Source organism: Stenotrophomonas sp. 364 (assembly GCF_009832905.1).
Taxonomy (GTDB): Bacteria; Pseudomonadota; Gammaproteobacteria; order Xanthomonadales; family Xanthomonadaceae; genus Stenotrophomonas; species Stenotrophomonas maltophilia_AP.
Genome location: NZ_CP047135.1, coordinates 1,214,678 through 1,237,676, shown reverse-complemented (window position 1 = coordinate 1,237,676; position 22,999 = coordinate 1,214,678). Strand labels below are relative to the sequence as shown.

The following is a 22,999-nucleotide window of genomic DNA, read 5'->3' as shown; positions in this document are numbered from 1 at the left end:
CGGCCACGAACCTTTGGACTACACCCGCATGAGCATTCCCAACGACCATATCGTCAAGAGCTACGACGAAGAGCAGCAGCGGCTGGTGGCCGAGATCGTGCGCATGGGCGAGATGGCGGTCGCCCAGCTCGAGGCGTCGATGGACGTGATCGAGAAGCGCGACGAAAACGCTGCCCAGCGCATCATCGCCAACGACGAGGCGATCGACGGGCTGGAGCAGCAGATCAGCCACGACGTGATGCGTCTTGCACTGCGCGGGCCGATGGCACGCGACCTGCGCGAGATCCTGGCGGGCCTGCGCATTCCGGCCGATATCGAGCGCATCGGCGATTACGCCGCGAACGTGGCCAAGCGTTCCATCGCCCTGAGCAAGGTACCGCCGCTGCCGCAGATCCAGGGCCTGCGTTCGCTGGGCCGGCTGGCAGCCCAGCAGGTACGCCGCGCGATCGAGGCCTACCGCGACAACGATGCGGCCGCCGCGCTGGCCCTGCGCGACGACGACGCACGGCTGGACGCGCAGTACACGGCGCTGTTCCGCGAGCTGCTGACGTACATGATGGAAGACCCGCGCAACATCACCCCGTGCACGCACCTGTTGTTCATGGCCAAGAACCTGGAACGGGTGGGCGACCACGCCACCAACATCGCCGAGAACGTCTGGTTCCTGGTACACGGCGAGCAGGTCCTTCCGCCGCGCGAAAAGCGCGACGAAACCAGCAGCACCGATCACGTCTGATCCGCCTCGCTGTAGAAAAGCAAAACGCCGCTGCCTTCGGGTGGCGGCTTTTTTCGTTTCGGGTCTCCGTAACTGCCAAAGATGGAGCTCAACAGCTGCAGTCTTCTGCTTGACCTGAGCTGGGTGGAGCTGTGTGGGTTCGCAGGACACGCCGCAAGTACGTCCTTGTAGGCTCCGTCGCCGCATCCATGCGGCTCAGGGTCCCGCGAACCCACACACCCCCACCCTCGACACTTGACTGGCAGCCATGGCAAGGCGAAGCACCGCAAAGCTACAACGGCACGGACTAAGTGCTCTGCTCCTTCGTGGCCACCCGACTCACTGTCATAGGTGGGTACGGGTGGGTTGGCGGGACCGTTGGGCGCCATGGATGGCGCTCACGAGCCTACACGGACGTACTTGCGGCGTGTCCCGCCAACCCACCCGTACCCGCCAAGCCAGGCACGCCCGCACCCTCGGCTGTTGCTGTTGCAGTTGCTGTTGCTCCAGCTCTGGCTTTTCGCTTCAAAAAAGAAAAACACCCACCCCACACTTCACGAAACATTGAATCCTGTGTGAGGATTCGTTGAGCCGGGCCGGCCCACCATGGCCGCACCTGCTGCCCCCACGCAGCCATCCCGGGCCCCGGCCCATACCAAGGAGCACCACCCGATGAGCAACCCCACCCGTTCGCTGTCCCTGCTGGCTGCCACCGCGCTCGCCGCCGGCCTCGGCGTCACCGCGTCGGCGTCTGCCTTGAGCATTACCGACCTGGCCCAGGGCTACCTCGTTGCAGGACAGGCCGCGACCAAGGCCGCCGAAGGCAAGTGCGGTGAAGGCAAGTGTGGCGCCCACGGCGACAAGGCCGGCACCCAGGCCGCTGGCAAAACGGCCACCGCAACCGGTGCAAAGACCGCAGAAGGCAAGTGTGGCGAAGGCAAGTGCGGCGCCGACAAAGGCAAGGCCACCGACGCCAAAACCAAGACCGCCGGCGACAAGAAGACCGCCGAAGGCAAGTGCGGCGAAGGCAAGTGCGGTGCCAAGCACTGACCCCATCGCCCCGGGCAGCCACCGGTCGCCGCTGCCTGCGGCGGCGACCGGACTGGGCCTGCGCCGCGCACTGCTGCAGACCCTGCGCGATGCCCCGGCCGGCGACCTCGACTTCCTCGAATGCGCGCCGGAAAACTGGATCGGCGTGGGCGGCCCCGCCGCCGACGCCCTGGCCGACCTCGCCCAACGCTACCCGCTCAGCTGCCACGGCCTGTCCCTGTCGCTGGGCAGCACCGCGCCACTGGATACCCACCTGCTTGAACAGGTCGGCCGCTTCCTCGACCAGCACCGGGTACCGCTCTACAGCGAACACCTCAGCTACTGCAGCGACGATGGCCACCTCTACGACCTGCTGCCCATCCCCTTCACCGACGAAGCCGTGCACCACACCGCCGCACGCATCGCCCGCGTACAGGATCTCCTGGGCCGGCGCATCGCGGTGGAAAACGTCTCCTACTACCTCGCCCCCGAACCGGCCATGGACGAACTGGCCTTCACCAACGCCGTGCTCGCCGAAGCCGATTGCGACCTGCTGCTCGACGTCAACAACGTCTACGTCAACGCCTGCAACCACGGCTACGACGCCGACGCATTCATCGCCGGAGTGCCCGCCCAGCGCATCGTCTGCCTGCACGTGGCCGGCCACCTGGACGAGGCCGAGGACCTGAAAATCGACACCCACGGCAGCGCCGTGATCGACCCGGTCTGGGACCTGCTGGCCCGCACCTACGCGCGCATCGGTGCACGCCCCACCCTGCTCGAACGCGACTTCAACTTCCCGCCCTACCCCGAACTGCGCGACGAACTGCGCACCATCCGCCAGCTGATGGCCGCGCACGCCGGAGCCGACCGTGACTGACGCCCCGGCCCGCCTGCACGCCCAGCAGCGGGCACTCACCAGCCACCTGCGCGACCCGGCACACGTTGCCTCGCCCGCCGGCCTGGATGCACGTCGGCTGGCGGTCTACCGCCGGCTGGTGTTCAACAACATCCTGGGCCTGCTAGGCACCGGTTTTCCGGTCTGCGTGCAGCTGCTTGGCGATCCCGAATGGACCGTACTGGTGCGCCGCTTCGTGGCCGGACACCGCGCGCAGACTCCGTTGTTCACCGAACTGGCCGCCGAGTTCGTGCAGTGGCTGCAGGTCCAGCCGACGCTGCCGCACCCCGCGCTGGCCGAACTGGCCCACTACGAGTGGGTGGAAACCGCGCTGTACCAGCTGGATGCCCGACCGCTGCCGGCCACGCCCGGGCTGGACCCGATGCACGCCCCATTGCAGCGTTCGCCGCTGGCGTGGCCGCTGCTGTACCACTGGCCGGTGCACCGGCTGGGCAGCGACGACGCTCCCCCCGCGCCCGGCGACGCCCCCACCGGGCTGCTGGTGCGGCGTGACCCGGACGGGCAGGTCCGGTTTGCGTCCATCAGCCCGATGGCCGCGCAGGTGCTGGAGCAGATCGGCCAGCAGCCCGGCCATACCGGCACGTGGCACCTGCAGCAGCTTGCCCTGGCCCACGGCCTGGACGCTGATGCGCTGCTCACCTCCGGCGCGGCGTTGCTGCACCAGTTCCTCGGCAGCGGCGTGATCGGCCTGGCCGCTCCCGCTTCCTGATCCCCCCACAAAGGACGTCATCGATGAAGACACCGTACCTGGCCGCCCTGCGCAGCCGGCTGGACCCGCTCGGCCCGTGGATTGCCCCGCTGGGCCTGCGCCTGCTGATGGCCTGGGAGTATTTCGAATCCGGCCGCGAGAAACTGCACGGCAGCAACTGGTTCGGCGACCTGCAGCAGGCGTTCCCGTTTCCCTTCGACCAGGTGCCGGCCAGCGTCAACTGGCAGCTGGCCACGTGGTTCGAGCTGGTGGGCGCGGCCTGCCTGCTGGTCGGCCTGGGCACGCGCATGGCCGCCAGCAGCCTGCTGGTGTTGACCGTGGTGGCCACCGCCGCCGTGCATTGGCCCATGCACTGGGACGGGCTGGGCGAGCTGGCGATGGGCTATGCCATCACCGACCAGGGCTTTGGCAACTTCAAGCTGCCGGTGCTGTTCATGGCCATGCTGCTGCCGCTGGCCCTGCAGGGGGCCGGCCCATTGAGCCTGGACCGCCTGCTCCAGCGTTGCCTGGCGCGCACGCCTGCACTGGCCTGAGCGCGGGGGACGTACAGGCCCCCTCTGCTAGAATCCCCGCATGACAGATGCCGCCTTGCCCCCCACCGCCGCTCCGGCGCCTGCTGCCCCGGCAGTGAACCTGGCCATGGCCCAGCGCTTCCGCGGCTTCCTGCCGGTAGTGATCGACGTGGAGACCGGTGGCTTCGACTGCAACCGCAACGCGCTGCTCGAAATCGCCGCGGTGCCGATCGAGATGGATGAGAACGGGCTGCTGTATCCCGGCCAGACGGCCAGCGCGCACGTGATCCCGGCCGAAGGCCTGGAGATCGACCCGAAGTCGCTGGAAATCACCGGCATCATCCTCGATCACCCGTTCCGTCTGGCCAAGTCCGAGAAGGACGCGCTGGACCATATCTTCGCGCCGGTGCGTGCGGCGGTGAAGAAGTACGGCTGCCAGCGCGCGATCCTGGTCGGGCACAACGCGCACTTCGACCTGGGCTTCGTCAACGCCGCGGTGAACCGGGTGGGCCACAAGCGCAACCCGTTCCATCCCTTCAGCGTGTTCGACACCGTCACCATGGCCGGCATCGCGTACGGCCAGACCGTCCTCGCCCGCGCCGCCGCCGCCGCGGGACTGGGCTGGGACGCCGACGAAGCGCACAGCGCGGTGTACGACACCGAGCAGACCGCCAAGCTGTTCTGCACCATCGCCAACGCCTGGCCGCGGTAACCCCCGGAACCGTATAGCCGACCGTTGGTCGGCTGCGTTTCCGCACCCGACACCCCCCGAAGGTAGCGCCGACCGTTGGTCGGCCGCACGCGGTGTGGCGTGCGTGCGGTTGACCAACGGTCGGCTCTACCCGATGGCGGTGCGGTCGCGGCCTTCGCTCTTGGCGCGGTACAGCGCGCGGTCGGCGCGCTGGTAGAGCAGCATCGGGGTGCGGTCGGCGGCATCCAGTTCCACCAGGCCCGCGCTGAAGGTCACCTTCAGGCCCGGCACGCCGGCCCAGTCCGGGTGGTCATGGAACAGCCCGCGCAGGCGCGCGCATACCTGCGCCGCTTCGGCCAGGCGGGTGTCGTTGAGCAGCAGCGTGAACTCTTCGCCGCCGGTACGCGCGGGCATGTCCGAATCGCGGCAGGCCGAGGCGATCACGCGGGCCACTTCCACCAGCACCACGTCGCCCACGCTGTGACTGTGCTGGTCATTCACTTCCTTGAAGTGGTCGATGTCCAGCACCACCAGGCACAACGGATGGCCACTGCGCTGGGAACGGGCGAAGTCGCGCGCCAGTGCTTCATCGAAGGCGCGCCGGTTGGGCAGCCCGGTCAGTGCATCCTCGCGTGCCTGGCGGCCGAACTGCTCGGCCTGCACCGCCAGACGGTCGGCCAGTTCGGTCTTTTCCTGGTTCAACGCCTGCAGGTTCACCGTCTGCGCCTGCAGGTCGCGGGTAGCTTCGTCCACCTTCTGCGCCAGGCGCACGTTGCTGGCCTTGTAGCGGTGGATCAGGTACAGGTACAGCGCGATCAGACCGCCCAACAGCAGCAGCGCGGCCACCGCCTGTACGCTGCGGCGCTGCCACAGGAACGGTTCAACGGTGAAGTCCCACACCGCCTCGCTGTCGCTCCAGCTGCCACCGGGGTGCGCGGCGGACACGTGCAGGGTGTAATCACCCGGCGGCAGACCGATGAACTCCACGCTGCGCTGTTGGCCGCGCTCGATCCAGCCCTTGTCCAGGCCGGTCAGCCGGGTACGGTAGCGGATCCGTTCGGACATCAAATAGCTCAGGCCGACATAGCTCACGCTGAGCCGACGTCCACCGGGAATACTGTTGTGGTTGGCGCCCTGCCAGTGCAGCGGCTTGCCATCGACCTGCACGCTTTCGATCACCGCCGGCGGCGCCAGCCGCTCGCGGAAGCGCTGCAGGCGCAGCGGGTCGACCGTGCTCAGGCCCCCTGCGGTCACCACCCAGAACGTGCCGTCCTGGCGCAGGATCGCAGACGGCCCGGAACTGCCGTTGGCCTGCGAGTTGGCCATGCCGTCGATCTCGTTGTAGTGCTCCACCTCGATTCGCGCGGTGCGGCCATCGGCCACGTCGTTGAGCATGGCCATGTCGGTGCGCAGCACGCCGCGGTTGCTGCTGATCCACACGTTGCCGATGCGGTCGGGCACCAGCTGGAACACGGTGTCCACCGGCATGCCCTGCTCCAGCCCGACCCGTGCCAGGCGGCCGTCCTGCCAGCGGTACAGGCCACGGTCGCTGCTGACCCACATCGCGTCGCCGACCTGCTGGAAGCCGAACACGCTGCGGCCGCCACCCAGTGGGGCAAGATCGATGCTTTGCACGCGGTTGCCGCGCAGCACGCGGATGCCTTCGATGGTCCCGATCCACAGCGCGCCCTCGGCATCGTGCGCCAGGGCGGTGATCAGCCCCCCCGGCATGCCCGGCACGCGCGGCACTTCCACCCCGTGGCCGTCGATGCGCACCACGCCCTTCTGGGTACCGGCCCACACCACCCCGGCGCGATCGACGCTGATGGCGCGGATGTTGCCGCCGGGCAGGCCGTCGGCAGTGCCGTAGTTGCGCAGCGTGCGGCCTTGGGCATCCAGCCGGAACACCCCGTCGCCAAACGTGCCGACCCACAGGTCGCCATCGTGGCCCTGGGCCAGGCTGAGCACCGACGGCGTCTTGCCGCCGCTGTTGCGCAGGGTCACCGGTGAGAACCGGCCCTGCGCATCGCGCCGGTCCAGGCCGCTGGCACTGCCGATCCACACCTGCCGCCGCTGGTCCTCCAACACCGTGCGGATGTAGTCGCCGCTGAGCCCGTCGCGTTCGGTGAAGCTGCTGAACAAGGTTTCGCGCAGCCGGTACAGGCCGCCGTTGGCGCCCACCCAGATGCTGCCTTCGGCGTCCTCGCGCAGGCTCACAACGCGCCCGCCGGGCAGCGACAGCCCGGTGGGCAGGCGCTCCAGGCCATGCCGCGACAGGCGCAGCAGGCCCTGGTTCTCGGTGCCCAGCCACAGGTCGCCATGGCGGTCCTGCAGCATCGCGGTGATGTGCATGACGCCCGGCAGGCGGTGCTGCAGCTGCGGCACACCGTCCTGCATGCGGTAGATGCGCTCGGAGGCCACGATCCACATCACGCCGTCCGGCCCGCGGTAGGGCCAGACCAGGCCGCGCCCCAGCCCGAAGCTGTCCGGCGCGCGGCGCAGTACACCGTCGGTGTCGCGCACCACCAGCCCGTCCAGGGTGCCTACCCAGACCCGATCCTGCGCATCCACCACCAGCTTGGTGAAGCTCATCGCCATCGGCACCTCGGGCGGGTGCGGCTGGTACTGGATGCCGCCGTCCGGAACCAGGCTGCCGATCCCCTGCCCTTCGTAGAGCAGCCACAGGCGGCCATGGCTGTCCATCTGCATCGCCTGGATCAGCACCTGCGGGGTGCCGGCCTGGTGTTCGTAGACCTGCCAGCGCCCGTCGCTGCCGCGCCGGGTCACGTTCCCGCGCGAATCGCTGATCCACAGCGCACCACTACGGTCGACCAGCAGCGCACCCACGCCGTTGTCGCGCAGGCCCGGCCGGGTACTGCGGTCGAACACAGTGAAATCCAGCCCGTTGTAGCGCACCAGCCCTTCCCAGGTGGCGAACCACAGGTGGCCTTCGGGGGTCTGGGCGATGTCGCGCAGCGAGTTGTGCGGCAGGCCATTGCGCGAAGTCCATACGTCGATGGCGTAGTCGCGCAGTGGCGGTGGTCCGTCCTGGGCCGCCAGCGGCCACGACAACACCCCGCACAGGCACAGCCACAGCAAGGCGGCGCCCAGGCGTCGAATAACGTTCAGTTGTACCGGCCGCCACCGGCTACCACGCCCCCCTTGGCTCATCCGTCAGGACCGGCCAGGGGAACGAAACAGCGGGACGGGCGGCGATGCACCGGGATGGCAACCGACAGGCAAAGGCGCGCTCATGCGGGAGAAAGCGGTGGGGTTGCCCATAGTAGGCAAAACCGCAGCACTTTGTGTCGAGACCGCTCAGCCCCCGCGGCTGCCCGCTGCGCGCAGGCTGGCCGGCCACTCCACCACCGCCTCCAGCCCGCCCTGCGGATGGTTGCGCAGCACCAGCCACGCGCCGTCCTTCTCGGCGAGCGCGCGGGCAATGGTCAGGCCCAGGCCGGCGCCGCCGGTTTCACGCGAGCGCGAGGTCTCCAGTCGCACGAACGGGTCGAACACCGCCTCCAGTTCGTCCCCGTCCAGGCCGGGTCCACTGTCGCGGATGCGCACCACCACCCGCTCGGCATCCTGCTCCACGCTGACCCGGGCCGATTGGCCGTAGGTCACCGCGTTGTCCACCAGGTTGGAGAACAGCCGGTGCATGGCCAGCGGACGAAGCATCAGCACCGCGCCACTGGGCTTGTCGAAACGCACGTCGGCGCCGGCTTCCACCGCATCCTCGACGATGCTCTCCAGCAGCGAGTCCAGGTCCAGCGCCGCGCGTTGTTCGGCACTCTCGGCACTGCGCGCCAGCTCCAGGCCTTCGCGGATCAGGGCCTGCATCGCGGCCAGGTCGCCCACCAGACGTTCGCGCAGCGTCTCATCGGCCACGTTCTCCAGGCGCAGGCGCAGCCGGGTGACCGGGGTCTGCAGGTCATGGGTGATGGCGGCCAGCATCTGGGTGCGCTCGCCCAGATGGCGCTGCAATCGCTTCTGCATGGCATTGAAGGCTTCCGCAGCGCGGCGTACTTCCAGTGGCCCGGTCACCGGCATCGGCGCGCCCTGCAGGTCATCGCCCAGTGCAGCCGCGGCGGCGGCCAGGCGCTGCAGCGGCGCGCTGGCCATGCGCGCCACGATATAGGCCAGCACCGCGATGGCCAGCACCAGCAGGGTCAGGAACAGCGGGTCCACCGCCAGGATGCCGTTGTGCGCGACCGCCGGTGAATCCAGCGCCAGCTGCAGCGGCGTGCCGTCGCTCAGGCGAAGCGACACCATGCGGCAGCGGGGTGGAATGAAGGCCGGGTCGCGTTCACGCGGCGGGCCGTTGCGCGGCTTCTTCGGGTGCGGCAGTTCGGGCAATGTCGGCAGGCAGGAACGGAACGAGGTGAAGGCCACCTGGCTGCTCGACACCGCCCCGGGGCGGTCGTCCAGCACCTCCATCAAGGCCGCGTCCGGTCGCCCTACCCGGGCGCCCGGTGGCAAGCGCCGCACGCTGGGGCCGCCGCTGTCGAGCAGGCGGTCGCGCAGCTCGGGGTTGCCATCGAGCAGGTTGACGTAACCCTGCAGGCGGTCGGCGATGCGGTTGAGGTTCTGCCGCTCGAACTCCTGCTGGCGCTTTGAGCTGGCCAGCATGGTCGCGCCGATCGCGGCCACGCTCATGCCCAGCAGCAGGATCACGAACAGGCGCCCCACCATCGAGGCGAAGAAGCGGCGCAGGCGATTCATTCCAGGGTCACTGCCGTGGCCAGCACATACCCTTCGTTGCGCACGGTCTTGATCAATCCGTCGCTGCCGCCGTCGTCGGCCAGCTTGTTGCGCAGCCGGCTCACCTGCAGGTCGATCGCGCGGTCCTGCGATTCATAGCTGCGGCCGCTGCTCAGCGCCACCAGCTGCTCGCGAGACAACACCTTGTTGGCATGCCCGACAAACACCCGCAGCAGCCGGAACTCCGCCCCGGACAGCACCACCACACGGCCATCGGGATCGAGCAGGTGGCGATGCTCCAGGTCGAAGATCCAGTGCGAGAACCGGGCGCGGCGGATGGCCAGCGGCTCCAGGTTGGCCGGCAGCGCTTCGGTGCGACGCAGCACGTTGCGGATGCGCGCCAGCAGTTCGCGCGGTTCGAACGGCTTGCCCAGGTAATCGTCGGCGCCCATCTCCAGGCCCAGCACGCGGTCGATCGGCTCGCTGCGTGCGGTGAGCATGATCACCGGCGTATTGGAGCGCGCGCGCAGGTCGCGGCACAGGGTAAGCCCGTCTTCACGCGGCAGGTTGAGGTCGAGCACGATCAGGTCCACGTGCTCGCGTTCGAGTACCTGGCGCATGCCATGGCCATCGCTGGCCGTGCTCACCTGGTAGCCGGCACGGCCCAGCTGTTCGGCCAGCAGCTGGCGGATGTCGTTGTCGTCGTCGACGATCAGCAGTCGATGCATCGGATTGAGAGTCTCCATGCGGCCATGATCCCCTGTCGGGAGCTGAACCGCATCCAGTGGTTTACGTACGCATGTTTCAAATGCAGCACCAGACACACAACGACACACACCGGCCCCGGTCTGGTTACGCGGCGACACATGGCGAGTGTTGAGCCTTCGCGTAGCGCTCTTCACAATGCTGACAACGCCGCACGCCGGCCTGCCGAGTAGACGATCATCGTGAAGCCCCGCCTGCCCACCACCCGTCGCGGCCGCGTGCTGCTGTTGATCATCGTGATTGCCGTGCTGGGTGCCATTGTCGCATGGACCCTGCGCAAGCCGGCCGCACCGGCCCTGGCCACCACGCCGGTCAGCCGCGGGGACATCGAACAGACCGTGGAAGCCACCGGGGTGATCGACGCCTACAAGCTGGTCAGCGTGGGTGCGCAGGCCTCGGGCCAGATCAAGTCGCTGAAGGTCCAGCTGGGCGATGGCGTCAAGCAGGGCGACCTGATCGCCGAGATCGACGCCACTACCCAGCAGAACCAGGTGCTCAACGCGCAGGCCACGCTGGACCAGGTCAAGGCCCAGCGCTCGGTGCAGCAGGCCAGCCTGCGCGAAGCCGAGCTGGAATTCGCCCGCCAGCAGCAGATGCTCGCCGCCGAGGCCACCTCGCGCGCCGAATACGACGCCGCCGATGCGAAGCTGAAAACCGCGCGTGCCCAGATCCAGTCCTACGACGCACAGATCAAGGGCCGCGAAACCGAACTGGGCACCGCCCGCGCCAACCTGGCCTATACCCGCATCACCGCGCCGATGGACGGCACCGTGGTGGCGGTGGTGGCCGAAGAAGGCCGCACCGTCAACGCCAACCAGACCGCACCGACCATCGTGATGCTGGCGCGGCTGGACCTGGTGACGGTCAACGCCGAGGTGTCCGAGGCGGACGTGGTGAAGATCAAGGCCGGCATGCCGGTGTACTTCACCACGCTGGGCGAGCCGGATCGCAAGTACCACGCCACCCTGCGCCAGGTGAACCCGGCACCGTCGTCGATCGCCAACGACAGCGCATCCAGTTCCAGTTCGTCCAGTTCCAGCGCCAGCAGCGCGGTGTACTACAACGCGCTGTTCGACGTGGAAAACCCCGACGGCACGCTGCGCATCGACATGACCGCGCAGGTGTCGGTGATGCTCAAGCAGGCCAAGGGCGTGCTGACCATTCCGGCCGTGGCGCTGGGCCCGAAGACCCGCGATGGCCAGTACATGGTGCGCGTGGCCGATGCCGACGGCATGCCCACGCCGCGCAAGGTCAAGATCGGCATCAACAACGGCGCCACGGCCGAAGTGCTGTCCGGGTTGAAGGAAGGCGAGAAGGTGGTGGTGGGTGAAGGTGGCGCTGCCGCCGGCGGCAGCGGCAGTGGTGGCCGCGGCGGTGCGCAGATGCGGATCGGTGGCCCGGGCATGGGCGGACCGCGTCGATGACCCCGGCATCCACCGGCACGCCGCTGCTGCGCCTGCGTGACCTGCGCCGCGAGTTTCCGGCGGGCGATGAAACCATCGCGGTGCTGCGCGACGTCAACCTGGACATCGCCGCCGGCGAGATCGTCGCCATTGTCGGCCAGTCCGGGTCGGGCAAATCCACGCTGATGAACATCCTCGGCTGCCTGGACCGCCCGACCCGCGGCAGCTACCAGGTGGCCGGCCGCGAAACCGGCAGCATGCTGCCCGACGAACTGGCCGAGCTGCGCCGCGAGCATTTCGGTTTCATCTTCCAGCGGTACCACCTGCTGGGCGACCTGGACGCGCGCGGCAACGTGGCCGTGCCGGCGGTGTATGCCGGCAGCCCCGGCCCGGTGCGCACCGCGCGCGCCGAACAGCTGCTGCAGCGGCTCGGATTGGGCGACCGCATGAACCACAAGCCCGGCCAGCTCTCCGGCGGCCAGCAGCAGCGCGTGTCGATCGCGCGTGCGCTGATGAACGGCGGCGAGGTGATCCTGGCCGATGAGCCGACCGGTGCACTGGACACGAAATCCGGCGAAGAAGTGATGGGCATCCTCGGCGAGCTGCATGCCGAAGGCCACACCATCATCATCGTCACCCACGACATGAGCGTGGCCGAACATGCCCAGCGCATCATCGAGATCCGCGACGGCGAGATCATCGCCGACCGTATCAACGACAAGGCACCGAGCTACCGCGCGCAGCGCCAGCCCACCGTGGCCGCCGGCAAGGGCCACAGCTGGCGCGCCGCCCGCGACCGCTTCACCGAAGCGTTCCGCATGGCGCTGCTGGCGATGAACGCGCACCGCCTGCGCACCTTCCTGACCATGCTCGGCATCATCATCGGCATCGCCTCGGTGGTCTCGGTGGTGGCGATGGGCAATGGCTCGCAGCAGCAGATCCTGCAGAACATCAGCGCGCTGGGCACCAACACGATCGATGTCTATCCCGGGCGCGGTTTCGGCGACATGCGCTCGGCGCGGGTGCAGACGCTCAAGGCCAGTGACGCCGATGCGCTGGGCCGGCAGAGCTACATCGACAGTGCCACCCCCAGCGTGTCCTCTTCGGTGACCGCGCGCTACCGCAACCAGTCGGCCACCGCGCAGGTCAACGGCGTGGGCGAGCAGTTCTTCCGGGTCAAGGGCGTCACCCTGATCGCCGGCAGCTTCTTCGACACCGATGCGGTGCGCAGCCTGGCCCAGGTGGCGATCATCGATGAGAACACCCGCACCCAGTTCTTCCCCAATGGCGAAGACCCGGTGGGCCAGGTGATCCTGCTGGGCAACGTGCCGGTACGCGTGGTCGGCGTGGCGCAGCGGCAGAGTTTCGGCTTCGGTGGCAGCACCAGCCTGAGCGTGTGGGTGCCCTACACCACGGTGATGTCGCGCATGCTGGGCCAGAGCCATGTGTCCAGCATCACCGTGCGCGTGGATGACGCCACTCCGATGGATGCCGCGCAGTCGGCGATTTCCAAGCTGCTGATCATGCGGCATGGCACCGAGGACTTCTTCCTCAGCAACAGCGCCGAGATCCGCCAGACCATCGAGCAGACCACCCGCACGATGACGCTGCTGATCAGCGCCATCGCCGCGATCGCGCTGCTGGTGGGTGGCATCGGGGTGATGAACATCATGCTGGTATCGGTGACCGAGCGCACCCGCGAGATCGGCGTGCGCATGGCCGTCGGCGCGCGGCAGAGCGACATCCGTCAGCAGTTCCTGATCGAGGCGGTGCTGGTCTGCCTGCTCGGCGGCCTGCTCGGCGTCGGCCTGTCGCTGGTGGTCGGCTGGTTGTTCGGCAAGTTCGCCCCGGACTTCCAGATGCTGTTCTCGACCGCATCCATCGTGGCCGCGTTCGCCTGCTCCAGCCTGATCGGCGTGGCGTTCGGCTTCCTGCCGGCGCGCAATGCCGCCCAACTTGATCCCGTGGAGGCGCTGGCGCGCGAATGAAGACCCCAACTTTCCTGTTTGCCCACCTGCGTCCGCTGGCCCTGGCCTGCGCCGCCACCGTGTCGCTGTCGGCGTGTGTCAGCACCGGCCACTACCAGGTCGATGCACCGGCGGTGCCGGCCAGCTACGGCCGGGGCGATGCCCGTTTGAACACCCCCACTGAACCCGTCACCGAGCAGCCGCATGCAGTGACCTCGGATGTGCGCAGCGATGCCTGGTGGACCCAGTTTGGTGACCCCGGCCTGGACCGTGTGATCGACCGCGCCCTGGCCGCCAACACGGATCTGGTCTCGGCCGGGCTGGCCGTGCAGCGCGCGCGCCTGCAGGCCGGGCTGGCCGACAACGCGCTGTGGCCGCAGCCCTCGGGCAGCGTCAGCAGCAGCGGCAACCGCCCGATCGACCAGAGCGCGGACTGGAACCGCGGCAGCTCGGCCGGCGTATCCCTGCAATGGGAGATCGACCTGTGGGGCCGTCTGCGCACCCAGCGTGACATCGCCCAGTGGGAAGCCCAGGCCAGCCAGGAAGATCTGCAGAACACCGCCCTGCTGGTGATCAGCGACGTGGCCACGCAGTACTGGACGCTGGCGTTCCTCAACCAGTCCATTGCCGCCGGCCAGGCCAACCTGGACCGTCTGCAGCGCACCCGCGAGCTGGTCCAGGCCCGCTTCGACGCCGGGGCGGTGTCGCGCCTGGAAGTACGCCAGGCAGCCCAGAGCCTGGAGGCCCAACGCGCCGCGCAGAGTGCGCTGGAGCAGCAGCGTGTCGCCGCGCGCAATGCGCTGACCGTGCTGCTGGACGGCCAGCCGCTGGCACTGTCCGACGAGCCGCAGCAGTTGGCGCGCGTGGGTAGCCCGGTGGTGGCCGAAGGCCTGCCGGCTGATCTGCTCGGCCGACGCCCGGACCTGCGCGCGGCCGAACTGCGCCTGCGCAACAGCCTGAAAACCATCAAGGTGACCGCCACCCAGTACTACCCGGCGCTCAGCCTCACCGGCAGCGTCGGCACCGGCGCAACCTCACTGTCGGACGTGCTGAAGAACCCGGTGGCCACGCTCGGTGCCGGGCTGTCGTTGCCGTTCCTCAATGTGCGCCAGGCCCAGTTGAACACCCGGCTGGCCGGTACCGATTATCAGATCGCCGCCAACGGCTTCCGCCGCACGCTGTACACCGCGCTGTCGGAAGTGGACAACGCCCTGTCGGCGCGCACGCAGTTCGCCACGCAGGTGGCCGCCTCGCAGGCGTCCTACGACGAAGCGGTTGCGATCGAGAAGATGTACGAAGTGCGCTACCGGGTAGGCGCCACCGACCTGCGCACCTGGCTGGAAGCGCAGCAGACCCGACGCGATGCGGAGCTGTCGCTGGCCTCGGTGAGGCAGCGACAGTTGATCAACGATGTAACGTTGTTCAAGGCATTGGGCGGCAGCGCAGGCTGATCCCTGGTCGGGTCCACCCATTCAGGGATCGCGACGACGCAGCAGCACGCGGGTACCCCACCGTGTAGAGCCGACCGTTGGTCGGCTGCCCTCAAGCAGCGCGCGTCGCACGCTAGCCGACCAACGGTCGGCTCTACCCATTCCGGGATCGCGATGACACAGCAGCACGCGGTGACCCCACCGCGTAGAGCCGACCGTTGATCGGCTGCCCTCAGGCACCGCGCGCCGCGCGCTAGCCGACCAACGGTCGGCTCTACCCATTCTGGGATTGCGACGACACAGCAGCACGCGGTGACCCCACCGCGTAGAGCCGACCGTTGGTCGGCTGCCCTCCGGCACCACGCTTGGCAAGCTAGCCGACCAACGGTCGGCTCTACCCATTCCGGGATCGCGACGATGCAGCACCACGCGGCAACCCCCGCCGGGTAGAGCCGACCGTTGGTCGGCTGCCGTTCGGCGCCGCGCGCGGGCGGGTTACAGGCCGCGCTGGCGGACGGCCTCGAACAGGCTCACGCCGGTGGCGACGGAGACGTTCAGGCTCTCGATATCGCCCGGCATCGGAATCTTGACCAGGCCATCGCAGTTTTCACGGGTCAGGCGGCGCAGGCCGTCGGCTTCGCCGCCCAGCACCAGCGCCACGTTGCCCTTCAGGTCGATCGAGTACAGCGACGCGGTGGCTTCACCGGCCAGGCCGTAGATCCACACCCCCAGCTTCTGCAGGTCCTTCAGGCAGCGCGACAGGTTGGTCACCGCCACCACCGGGATGCGGTCGGCCGCACCGGCCGAGGTCTTGCGCACGGTGGCGTTGACCGTGGCCGACTTGTCCTTGGGAATGATCACTGCGGTGGCACCGGCGGCCGCCGCGCTGCGCAGGCAGGCGCCGAGGTTGTGCGGGTCCTGCACCTCGTCGAGGATCAGCAGCAGGGCCTTGCCCTCGGCGGCCTCGACCAGGCCTTCCAGTTCGTTCTCACCGTAGGTGCGTGCCGCCTGGTAGCGCGCGGCCACGCCCTGGTGGCGTACCGAGCCGCCCACGCCATCGAGCGCCTGGGTGTTGACCTTGCGCACGTCGATGCCCTTGCGGCGCGCGTTCTCTTCGATTTCCACCAGCCGCGGATTCTTCGCGCTGGCTTCGATCAGCACCTCGCGGACGTTCTCGGCATCGTTCTCGATCGAAGAGGCGACAGCGTTGACGCCGACGATCCACTGGCTTTGCTTGCTCATTGCGGGGGCACGACCGGTACAGGGGGTGGTAATGGTAGAGCATCAAGGCCCCGCCTGCCCCGCCGGGCGTTCACGACGGGGGCCCGACCCTGCGGCGCGGCGGCGTCAGGGGGTGTCGTGGTCGGGGTGCTGGTGGCTGACCAGGCCCTGCAGCAGCGCCATCTCGGGGTCATCCTCGTCGCGGATAACGCGCAGCGACCCCAACGTATCCACGAACGGCAGCTTGGCTTCGGTGCCGTACTGCACGGTCGGCGGCAGGCGCGCAGGTTCGTCAAAGGCCCCGGCGGCAACGGCCATCCCGTTCGGCGCTTCGTAGGTCAGCGGCGTGCCGCAGTCGGGGCAGAAACCCCGCTGGACCAGGTTGGAAGAGGCAAATCGGCGCGGCTCGCCCCGGGTCCAGGTGAACTCGACGGTGCGCACCGACACCAGCGGTGCGTAATAGGCACCGAAGGCTTTCTGGCACATCCGGCAATGGCAGATCGAACTGTCGGTGAGTTCGCCGCGGACGTGGAAGCGGATGGCGCCGCACTGGCAGCCGCCGCTGTATTCGGGGAGGTCGGGCATTGGCGCGCTCCGAATCGGGGTGCGGGGTCCGGTTGAGGCGTACCTACCAACGGTCGGCACCCACCGGGTAACGGTCGGTACCCACCGTTTTGGTGTGGCCGCACCGGCAGGGCGGCCCTGGCGTACCGGCCGATAGCCGGTACGCCCGTCTTTCAGTACTTCTGCTTCTTGCGCTTGGCTGGCTGGCCACGCGGCGGCAGTTCGTCCACCTCGTCGCCCTGCTCTTCGACGAGGCGGAAGTCGATCTTGCGCTCTTCCATGCTGGCCTTGAGCACCAGGATGCGCACGCGGTCGCCCAGCCGGTAGGCCTTGCCACGGCGTTCGCCGCTGAGCGTCTTGCGGGTGGCATCGAACTGGTAATAGTCGTGCGGCAGCTGGGTCACGTGGACCAGGCCGTTGACCTTGGATTCGTCCAGTTCGACGAACAGGCCGAAACTGGTCACGCCGCTGATCACACCGTCGAACTGGCCGCCCACATGCTTTTCCATCCACGCGGCGCGGTAGCGTTCGTCCACTTCGCGCTCGGCCTCATCGGCCCGGCGCTCGCGCTCGGAACACTGCAGCGCCAGCGCGGCCATTTCGCGCGGGGAATAGGTGTACTTCTCCGCCGGCGCGCCACTGAGTGCATGCTTGATAGCACGGTGCACCAGCAGATCCGGGTAACGGCGAATCGGCGAGGTGAAGTGCGCGTACGCGTCCAGCGACAGGCCGAAGTGGCCCTGGTTGTCCGGCGAATACACGGCCAGGCTCTGGCTGCGCAGCAGCACCGATTCCAGCAGCGCCGCATCCGGGCGCTCGCGCACCTTCTTGAGCAGCTTGGTGTAATCACCCGGCTGCACCTTCGACCACGGCGGCAGGCTCAGCTTGAATTCCTTCAGGAACTCCAGCAGGTCCTCGTACTTGGCTTCCGGCGGTTTGGCATGGTCGCGGAACGGCGCCGGCACCTGCTTGTGCAGCAGGTAACGCGCGGCCTGCACGTTGGCGGCAATCATGCATTCTTCGATCAGCTTGTGCGCATCGTTGCGCACCAGCATGCCGGCCTGGGTCACTTCGCCGGTGTTGTCGAGCACGAAGCGCACTTCAGACGATTCGAACTCGATCGCGCCGCGCTTGGTACGGGCCTTGGCCAGCACCTTGTACAGCTGGTGCAGGCGCTCGACCTGCGGCAGCACCGCAGCGATTTCCTTGCGTACTGCCGGGTCGTTTTCACCGACCGCCTGCCAGACCTGGTTGTAGGTCAGGCGGGCGTGCGAATTCATCACCGCTTCGTAGAAGCGCGAATGGATCACCTCGCCGTCGCGGTTCACCTGCATGTCGCAGACGAAACACATGCGGTCGACCTTGGGCATCAATGAGCAGATGCCGTTGGACAGCGTCTCGGGCAGCATCGGCACCACAAAACCCGGGAAATAGACCGAGGTGGCGCGCTTCTGCGCTTCGTCATCCAGCGGCGTGCCGGGGCGGACGTAGTTGGACACGTCGGCGATGGCCACCACCAGGCGGAAACCTTCGGCATTCGGTTCGCAGAACACCGCGTCATCGAAGTCCTTGGCGTCCTCACCGTCGATGGTCACCAGCGGCGTGCTGCGCAGGTCCACGCGGTTGCCCAGCATGGCCGGTTCGACAACCAGCGGCACCGACGCGGCCTGGTTGAGCACGTCCTGCGGGAACTCGAAAGGCAGTTCATGGCCGTGGATGGCGGTTTCCACGATCAGCGAGGCGGTGAGCTTGTCGCCCAGCACGGCGATGATGCGGCCGATCGGCGGGCGGCGGGTATCCGGCGCCTGGGTCAGCTCGCAGACCACCAGCTGGCCGTCGCGGGCGTCGCCGGTCTGGTCCGGCGGAATCTGCACGTTGCGCTGCACGCGCTTGTCGTCGGGCACCACGTAATTGATGCCGAACTCGACGCTGAAGCGGCCGATCAGGCGGGTCATGCCGCGCTCAAGCACGCGGGCGATGCTGCCCTCGCGACGGCCGCGGCGATCGATGCCGGTCACGTTGGCCAGCACGCGGTCGCCGTGCATGACCTTGCGCATTTCATACGGCGGCAGGAACAGGTCATCCCCGCCCTCCACCGGACGCAGGAAGCCGAAGCCTTCCGGGTTGGCGATGACCACGCCGGTGATGAGGTTGGTGGCCTGCACCGGGGCGAAACCGCCGCGGCGGTTCTGCACCAGCTGTCCATCGCGCACCATCGCGCCCAGACGCTTGCCCAGCGCGTCGGCGCGGTCGGGTTCGGTCAGGCCGAGATGGATGCCGATTTCCTCGGCGGTCTGCGGGCCGTCGCAGCGGTCCAGCAGCTGCAGGATGGCTTCGCGGCTTGCGATGGGCTGCGCATAGCGCTCGGCCTCACGCGCGGCATGGGGGTCGATCACGTTCATGTCGGCAGCAGTCGGGTGCGGGCGGCGACGGGTCGGGATCGGCGCGCCGGCATCCGGCTTGGGGCCGGACCGCTTGCCACCGCGCGGCGGCGCTGGGGTGTTCATTGATTCGGGCATCCACGGTGGCAGCTTGCCGGCCTTCTTGGCGGCAGCGCGGGGCTTGCCCGACGGACCGGCAGCCTGCTTGGGCGCCGGGGACTTGGGGGCTTTCGCGCCCTGGGTCGGTTTCTTTGGTTTCATTGGCCTCCATGGTAACCGCTGACAGTGTGCAGAACCGGTCATGGGCGCGGCATATGCAGGTTTGTGAAGAAATTTAACAAAACCGTTGACAAGCCTCGGCGGCATCTTCACAATTCGCCTCCTGAGTCGCCCAGGTGGCGGAATTGGTAGACGCACTAGCTTCAGGTGCTAGCGGGGGCAACTTCGTGGAGGTTCGAGTCCTCTCCTGGGCACCATGACTCAGTAAATGATCAAACCCGCGCAAGCGGGTTTTTTCGTTTCTGGCCTCCGGCCCTCCCGGATAGGGCGGGTCAAGCCTCGGGATCGTAGTAACGGCGCGCCAACCCTGCCCGCCCCGGAAAATACTTGAACCACGGCCGGGCCGCGTCGATCACCGCCGCCACCGCCGCGTGCGCCATCAGCCGCTCCACGTAGGCAGACAGTGCCACGTGCGCCTCCGGCACTGGCACGTAAGCCACTGCATAGAACAGCGCCGGTGCCGCAGCGCAGTCGGCCAGGGTGAACGCTTCGCCCGCCAACCAGCGCCGCCCGTCCACCTGCCGGTCCAGGAGGGCATAGCTGTTGAGCAGCGTCGCGCGGGCGGCCGCGGTCGCGGCGCCACCAGCATCGCTGGCCGGCTGCAGCAAGGCAGCGGTCAGCGCCTGCATCGGCGCCATCACGTACAGGTCGCAGACCCGGTCCCAGAAGCGCACCGCCAGCGCCTGCGCAGGATCCTGCGGAATCAGCCGCGCCCCTTCGGCGGCATGGTGGAGCTGCAGGTGCTCGATGATGATGCTGGTCTCGCCGATGGGGGCGCCCTGCTCGACCAGCAGCGGCATCTTGCCCAGCGGCCACAGCGCCCGGAACGCTGCGCGCTCGACCGGGTCGCCCAGGTTCAACAGCCGCATGTCCAGCGATACGCCCAGCACGTTGGCGGCGATCAGCACCTTCTGGCAGCACGAGGACAGCGGATGAAAATGCAGGATGGGGCTCGCCATGGGACCGCCTTTGCTGCCAGGTGGGACGAGTATTTTCAGCGTGTGTTGCCGGGGTCAAGTCACGCCCGCACTCGCCAGTGCGACCTGCACGGAAACCGGGTCGCCATGCATTGACAGCCCTCCAGTGCTTCCGCATAATTCGCCCCCTGAGTCGCCCAGGTGGCGGAATTGGTAGACGCACTAGCTTCAGGTGCTAGCGGGGGCAACTTCGTGGAGGTTCGAGTCCTCTCCTGGGCACCATGACTCAGTAAATGATCAAACCCGCGCAAGCGGGTTTTTTCGTATCCGGGGTTTCGATGACACGCGACGGGCTGTACGCGCGATGCCTGCACCATGCAGAGCGGTGACGCGGTCGTACGCGACCATCAACATTTCCTGCGAAATGCTGTTGACACATTCTCGGTTCTCCCGCAGAATTCCCCTCCTGAGTCGCCCAGGTGGCGGAATTGGTAGACGCACTAGCTTCAGGTGCTAGCGGGGGCAACTTCGTGGAGGTTCGAGTCCTCTCCTGGGCACCACGACTCAGACAATGATCAAACCCGCGCAAGCGGGTTTTTTCATGTCTGGGGTTTGGGGGTCTTTTTTTTTAGAAGCTGAAGCAAGAGCTGGAGCCAGGGCCAGAGCCGGAGCGTTGGTTGTGCGCGTGCGACGGGGTGGTCGGGGGTGTGTGGGTTCGCGGGACACGCCGTGAATCCATCCCTGGAGGCTCGTGAGCGCCATCCATGGCGCCCAACGGTCCCGCGAACCCACACACCCCCGCCCCAGACAGTGGGCCGGTGACCACGGAACAACAACACAACCTCGCGGTAGAGCCGACCGTTGGTCGGCTGCCTTGCGCCTTGCTCCTTTGATGCTTCGCTTCTCGGCTTTTCGGCTTTTCGGCTGTCGGCTCTTCGTCACGCACCGACTCACTTTCAATGGCGGGTACGGGTGGGTTGGCGGGACCGTAGAGCGCCATGGATGGCGCGAACGAGCCTACAAGGACGTACTTGCGGCGTGTCCCGACAATCCACCCGTACCCGACCAAGCCAGTGGCAGTGCAAATGAGTTGCTGTTGCTGTTGCTGTTGCCCTGCTCTTGCCCTGCCCTTGCTCTTAACTAGCACCCACAAAAAAACCCCGTCTTTCGACGGGGTTTTTTCGTTTCCAGATCAGACGCCGATCAATGCCCGCCGGCCGACGCCGCACCCGCCCCTGCACCAAACGGCGGCTTGGCCAGCCACAGGAAGGCGATGATCGCCAGGAAAATCCAGCCCAACAGGAAGAAGATGTCGTTGAAGCCCATCTGCGATGCCTGGTGGTTGATCATGTTGTTCAGCGCTGCCGCCCCCTGTTGCAGGTTGCCCTGCCCCATCGCCGCCACCTGCTCCTGCATGCCCGGCTGATACGCCGAAATGTGCTCGGTCAGATCCGCGTGGTGCACCTGCGTCCGGCGCGCCCACAGCCACGTCGTCAGCGAGGCCGCGAAGCTGCCGCCCAAGGTGCGCAGGAACGTCGCCAGGCCCGAGCCGGCCGCAATCTCGCGCCCGTCCAGGTCCGACAGCAGAATCTGCAGCACCGGCATGAAGAACAGCGCCACGCCAATACCCATGATCAACTGCACGCCTGCCACGTGGGCATAGTCCACCTGCAGGTTGAAGTCCGAGCGCATGAAACTGGTGAAGGACAGAAACACGAACGCGAACGAGGCGATCATGCGCATGTCGAAGCGCGAGGCGTACTTGCCCACGAACGGCGTCATGATCACCGGCAGGATACCGATCGGCGCCGTCGCCAGGCCCGCCCAGATCGCCGTGTAGCCCATGTCGCGCTGCAACCACTGCGGAATCAGCAGCGACACACTGAAGAAGGCCGCATACGCCACCACCATCGCCAACGTCCCGGCGCGGAAATTTCGGTGCCGGAACAGCTTCAGGTCCACGATCGGATCCTTGTCGGTCAACTCCCAGATCAGGAACACCGCCAGTGCCACCACCGCCACGCAGGCCAGCACCACGATCTTGGTCGAAGCGAACCAGTCTTCGTCGTTGCCCAGGTCGAGCACCAGCTGCAGCGCGCCCACACCGATCACCAGCGTGATCAGGCCGACGTAATCCATCTTGGGCTTCTCGATGTGCTCCGGGCGGCCCTTCAACTGGCTGCCCACCACCATCGCCGCGAAGATGCCCAACGGCACATTGATCAGGAAGATCCATTCCCAACTGTAGTTGTCGGTGATCCAGCCGCCCAGGATCGGGCCGCAGATCGGTGCCACCACCGTGATCATGGCCAGCAGCGCCAGCGCCTGCCCGCGTTTCTCGCGCGGGTAGATCGACACCAGCAACGACTGCGTGATCGGGTACATCGGACCGGCGACGAAGCCCTGCAGCGCGCGCGACAGCACCAGCATGCCCATGCTCTGGGCCAGACCGCACAGCAGCGAGGTGATCACGAAGGCCAGCGTCGCCCAGACGAACAGCTTGCGTTCGCCGAAGCGGCGGCTGAGCCAACCGGTCAGGGGCAGCGCGATCGCGGTGCTCACCGCGAACGAGGTGATCACCCAGGTGGCCTGCTGCGAACTGGCGCCGAGGTTACCGGCGATGGTGGGCAGCGACACGTTGGCGATGGTGGTGTCGAGCACCTGCATGAACGAGGCCATCGCCAGCCCCACGGTGCACAGGGCCACACTCGGTGGCAGGAAGCCGGCGGCCGCACTGGGCGCCGCCGGTGCGCCCGGATTGCCGGGCGCGGCTGGAGCTTGGGCGGACATGGTGAC

At 67.6% G+C, this 22,999-nt stretch carries 17 protein-coding genes and 3 tRNA genes; 12 read left to right on the top strand and 8 right to left on the bottom strand.

Annotated elements, in window-relative coordinates:
• Nucleotides 1-28: 28 nt before the first annotated feature.
• The 6 genes from phoU (at nucleotide 29) to rnt (ending at nucleotide 4,596) form a co-directional block, all read left to right on the top strand.
• On the top strand, nucleotides 29-736 hold the full coding sequence (gene phoU, locus GQ674_RS05705; protein ID WP_038689389.1) for a phosphate signaling complex protein PhoU: 708 nt from the start codon (nucleotides 29-31) through the stop codon (nucleotides 734-736).
• Nucleotides 737-1,387: 651 nt separating this feature from the next.
• A complete protein-coding gene (locus GQ674_RS05700; RefSeq protein ID WP_159496308.1) occupies nucleotides 1,388-1,765 on the top strand; it encodes a hypothetical protein in 378 nt (125 codons plus the stop codon).
• On the top strand, nucleotides 1,752-2,624 hold the full coding sequence (locus GQ674_RS05695; protein WP_159496307.1) for a DUF692 domain-containing protein: 873 nt from the start codon (nucleotides 1,752-1,754) through the stop codon (nucleotides 2,622-2,624). The genes GQ674_RS05700 and GQ674_RS05695 overlap by 14 nt, the downstream gene beginning before the upstream one ends.
• On the top strand, nucleotides 2,617-3,372 hold the full coding sequence (locus GQ674_RS05690) for a putative DNA-binding domain-containing protein (RefSeq protein WP_159496306.1): 756 nt from the start codon (nucleotides 2,617-2,619) through the stop codon (nucleotides 3,370-3,372). The genes GQ674_RS05695 and GQ674_RS05690 overlap by 8 nt, the downstream gene beginning before the upstream one ends.
• A 23-nt stretch (nucleotides 3,373-3,395) precedes the next feature.
• Nucleotides 3,396-3,905, top strand: coding sequence for a DoxX family protein (locus tag GQ674_RS05685; RefSeq protein ID WP_159496305.1), 510 nt, complete (start codon nucleotides 3,396-3,398; stop codon nucleotides 3,903-3,905).
• A gap of 106 nt (nucleotides 3,906-4,011) precedes the next feature.
• Entirely contained in the window at nucleotides 4,012-4,596 is a 585-nt protein-coding gene (gene rnt, locus GQ674_RS05680) for a ribonuclease T (RefSeq protein ID WP_128096821.1), read from the top strand.
• Nucleotides 4,597-4,722: 126 nt separating this feature from the next.
• Here the strand turns inward: rnt and GQ674_RS05675 are convergent, their stop codons facing one another.
• The 3 genes from GQ674_RS05675 to GQ674_RS05665 all read right to left on the bottom strand — a co-directional run bounded on the left by GQ674_RS05675 (nucleotide 4,723) and on the right by GQ674_RS05665 (nucleotide 10,022).
• Entirely contained in the window at nucleotides 4,723-7,746 is a 3,024-nt protein-coding gene (locus GQ674_RS05675; RefSeq protein WP_159496304.1) for a ligand-binding sensor domain-containing diguanylate cyclase, read from the bottom strand.
• 147 nt (nucleotides 7,747-7,893) lie between these two features.
• Nucleotides 7,894-9,297, bottom strand: a complete 1,404-nt coding sequence (locus GQ674_RS05670; RefSeq protein WP_159496303.1) for an ATP-binding protein — start codon at nucleotides 9,295-9,297, stop codon at nucleotides 7,894-7,896.
• Nucleotides 9,294-10,022, bottom strand: a complete 729-nt coding sequence (locus GQ674_RS05665; protein WP_128096816.1) for a response regulator — start codon at nucleotides 10,020-10,022, stop codon at nucleotides 9,294-9,296. The genes GQ674_RS05670 and GQ674_RS05665 overlap by 4 nt, the downstream gene beginning before the upstream one ends.
• Nucleotides 10,023-10,223: 201 nt before the next feature.
• Here GQ674_RS05665 and GQ674_RS05660 point away from each other — a divergent pair, with 201 nt between their 5' ends.
• Genes GQ674_RS05660 through GQ674_RS05650 form a run of 3 tightly spaced genes read left to right on the top strand, consistent with a single transcriptional unit; the run spans nucleotide 10,224 to nucleotide 14,862 of the window.
• Nucleotides 10,224-11,465, top strand: coding sequence for an efflux RND transporter periplasmic adaptor subunit (locus GQ674_RS05660; RefSeq protein WP_159496302.1), 1,242 nt, complete (start codon nucleotides 10,224-10,226; stop codon nucleotides 11,463-11,465).
• A complete protein-coding gene (locus GQ674_RS05655) occupies nucleotides 11,462-13,432 on the top strand; it encodes a MacB family efflux pump subunit (RefSeq protein WP_128096814.1) in 1,971 nt (656 codons plus the stop codon). Before GQ674_RS05660 ends, GQ674_RS05655 begins: the two co-directional genes overlap by 4 nt.
• A complete protein-coding gene (locus GQ674_RS05650) occupies nucleotides 13,429-14,862 on the top strand; it encodes a TolC family protein (protein ID WP_159496301.1) in 1,434 nt (477 codons plus the stop codon). The genes GQ674_RS05655 and GQ674_RS05650 overlap by 4 nt, the downstream gene beginning before the upstream one ends.
• A gap of 474 nt (nucleotides 14,863-15,336) precedes the next feature.
• On the opposite strand, the gene rlmB is transcribed toward GQ674_RS05650, so the two are convergent.
• From rlmB to rnr, 3 genes are all read right to left on the bottom strand, one after another.
• A complete protein-coding gene (gene rlmB, locus GQ674_RS05645) occupies nucleotides 15,337-16,083 on the bottom strand; it encodes a 23S rRNA (guanosine(2251)-2'-O)-methyltransferase RlmB (RefSeq protein ID WP_038689409.1) in 747 nt (248 codons plus the stop codon).
• Nucleotides 16,084-16,188: 105 nt separating this feature from the next.
• Nucleotides 16,189-16,647 carry a GFA family protein gene (locus GQ674_RS05640; RefSeq protein WP_159496300.1) on the bottom strand — a complete coding sequence of 153 codons (459 nt, stop codon included), beginning with the start codon at nucleotides 16,645-16,647 and terminating at the stop codon, nucleotides 16,189-16,191.
• 152 nt (nucleotides 16,648-16,799) lie between these two features.
• Nucleotides 16,800-19,133, bottom strand: coding sequence for a ribonuclease R (rnr, locus tag GQ674_RS05635; protein WP_328803882.1), 2,334 nt, complete (start codon nucleotides 19,131-19,133; stop codon nucleotides 16,800-16,802).
• Between the two features lie 263 nt (nucleotides 19,134-19,396).
• Here rnr and GQ674_RS05630 point away from each other — a divergent pair.
• Nucleotides 19,397-19,483: transfer RNA gene (locus tag GQ674_RS05630), tRNA-Leu, on the top strand.
• A gap of 75 nt (nucleotides 19,484-19,558) precedes the next feature.
• Here GQ674_RS05630 and GQ674_RS05625 read toward each other — a convergent pair.
• On the bottom strand, nucleotides 19,559-20,245 hold the full coding sequence (locus GQ674_RS05625; protein ID WP_159496299.1) for a glutathione S-transferase family protein: 687 nt from the start codon (nucleotides 20,243-20,245) through the stop codon (nucleotides 19,559-19,561).
• Nucleotides 20,246-20,398: 153 nt separating this feature from the next.
• On the opposite strand from GQ674_RS05625, the gene GQ674_RS05620 reads away from it, so the two are divergent.
• Nucleotides 20,399-20,485 (top strand) — tRNA-Leu (locus tag GQ674_RS05620).
• A 191-nt stretch (nucleotides 20,486-20,676) separates the two neighbouring features.
• Nucleotides 20,677-20,763, top strand: a tRNA-Leu gene (locus tag GQ674_RS05615).
• Between the two features lie 643 nt (nucleotides 20,764-21,406).
• Here GQ674_RS05615 and emrB read toward each other — a convergent pair.
• Nucleotides 21,407-22,993, bottom strand: a complete 1,587-nt coding sequence (gene emrB / locus GQ674_RS05610; RefSeq protein WP_159496298.1) for a multidrug efflux MFS transporter permease subunit EmrB — start codon at nucleotides 22,991-22,993, stop codon at nucleotides 21,407-21,409.
• Between the last annotated feature and the right edge of the window lie 6 nt (nucleotides 22,994-22,999).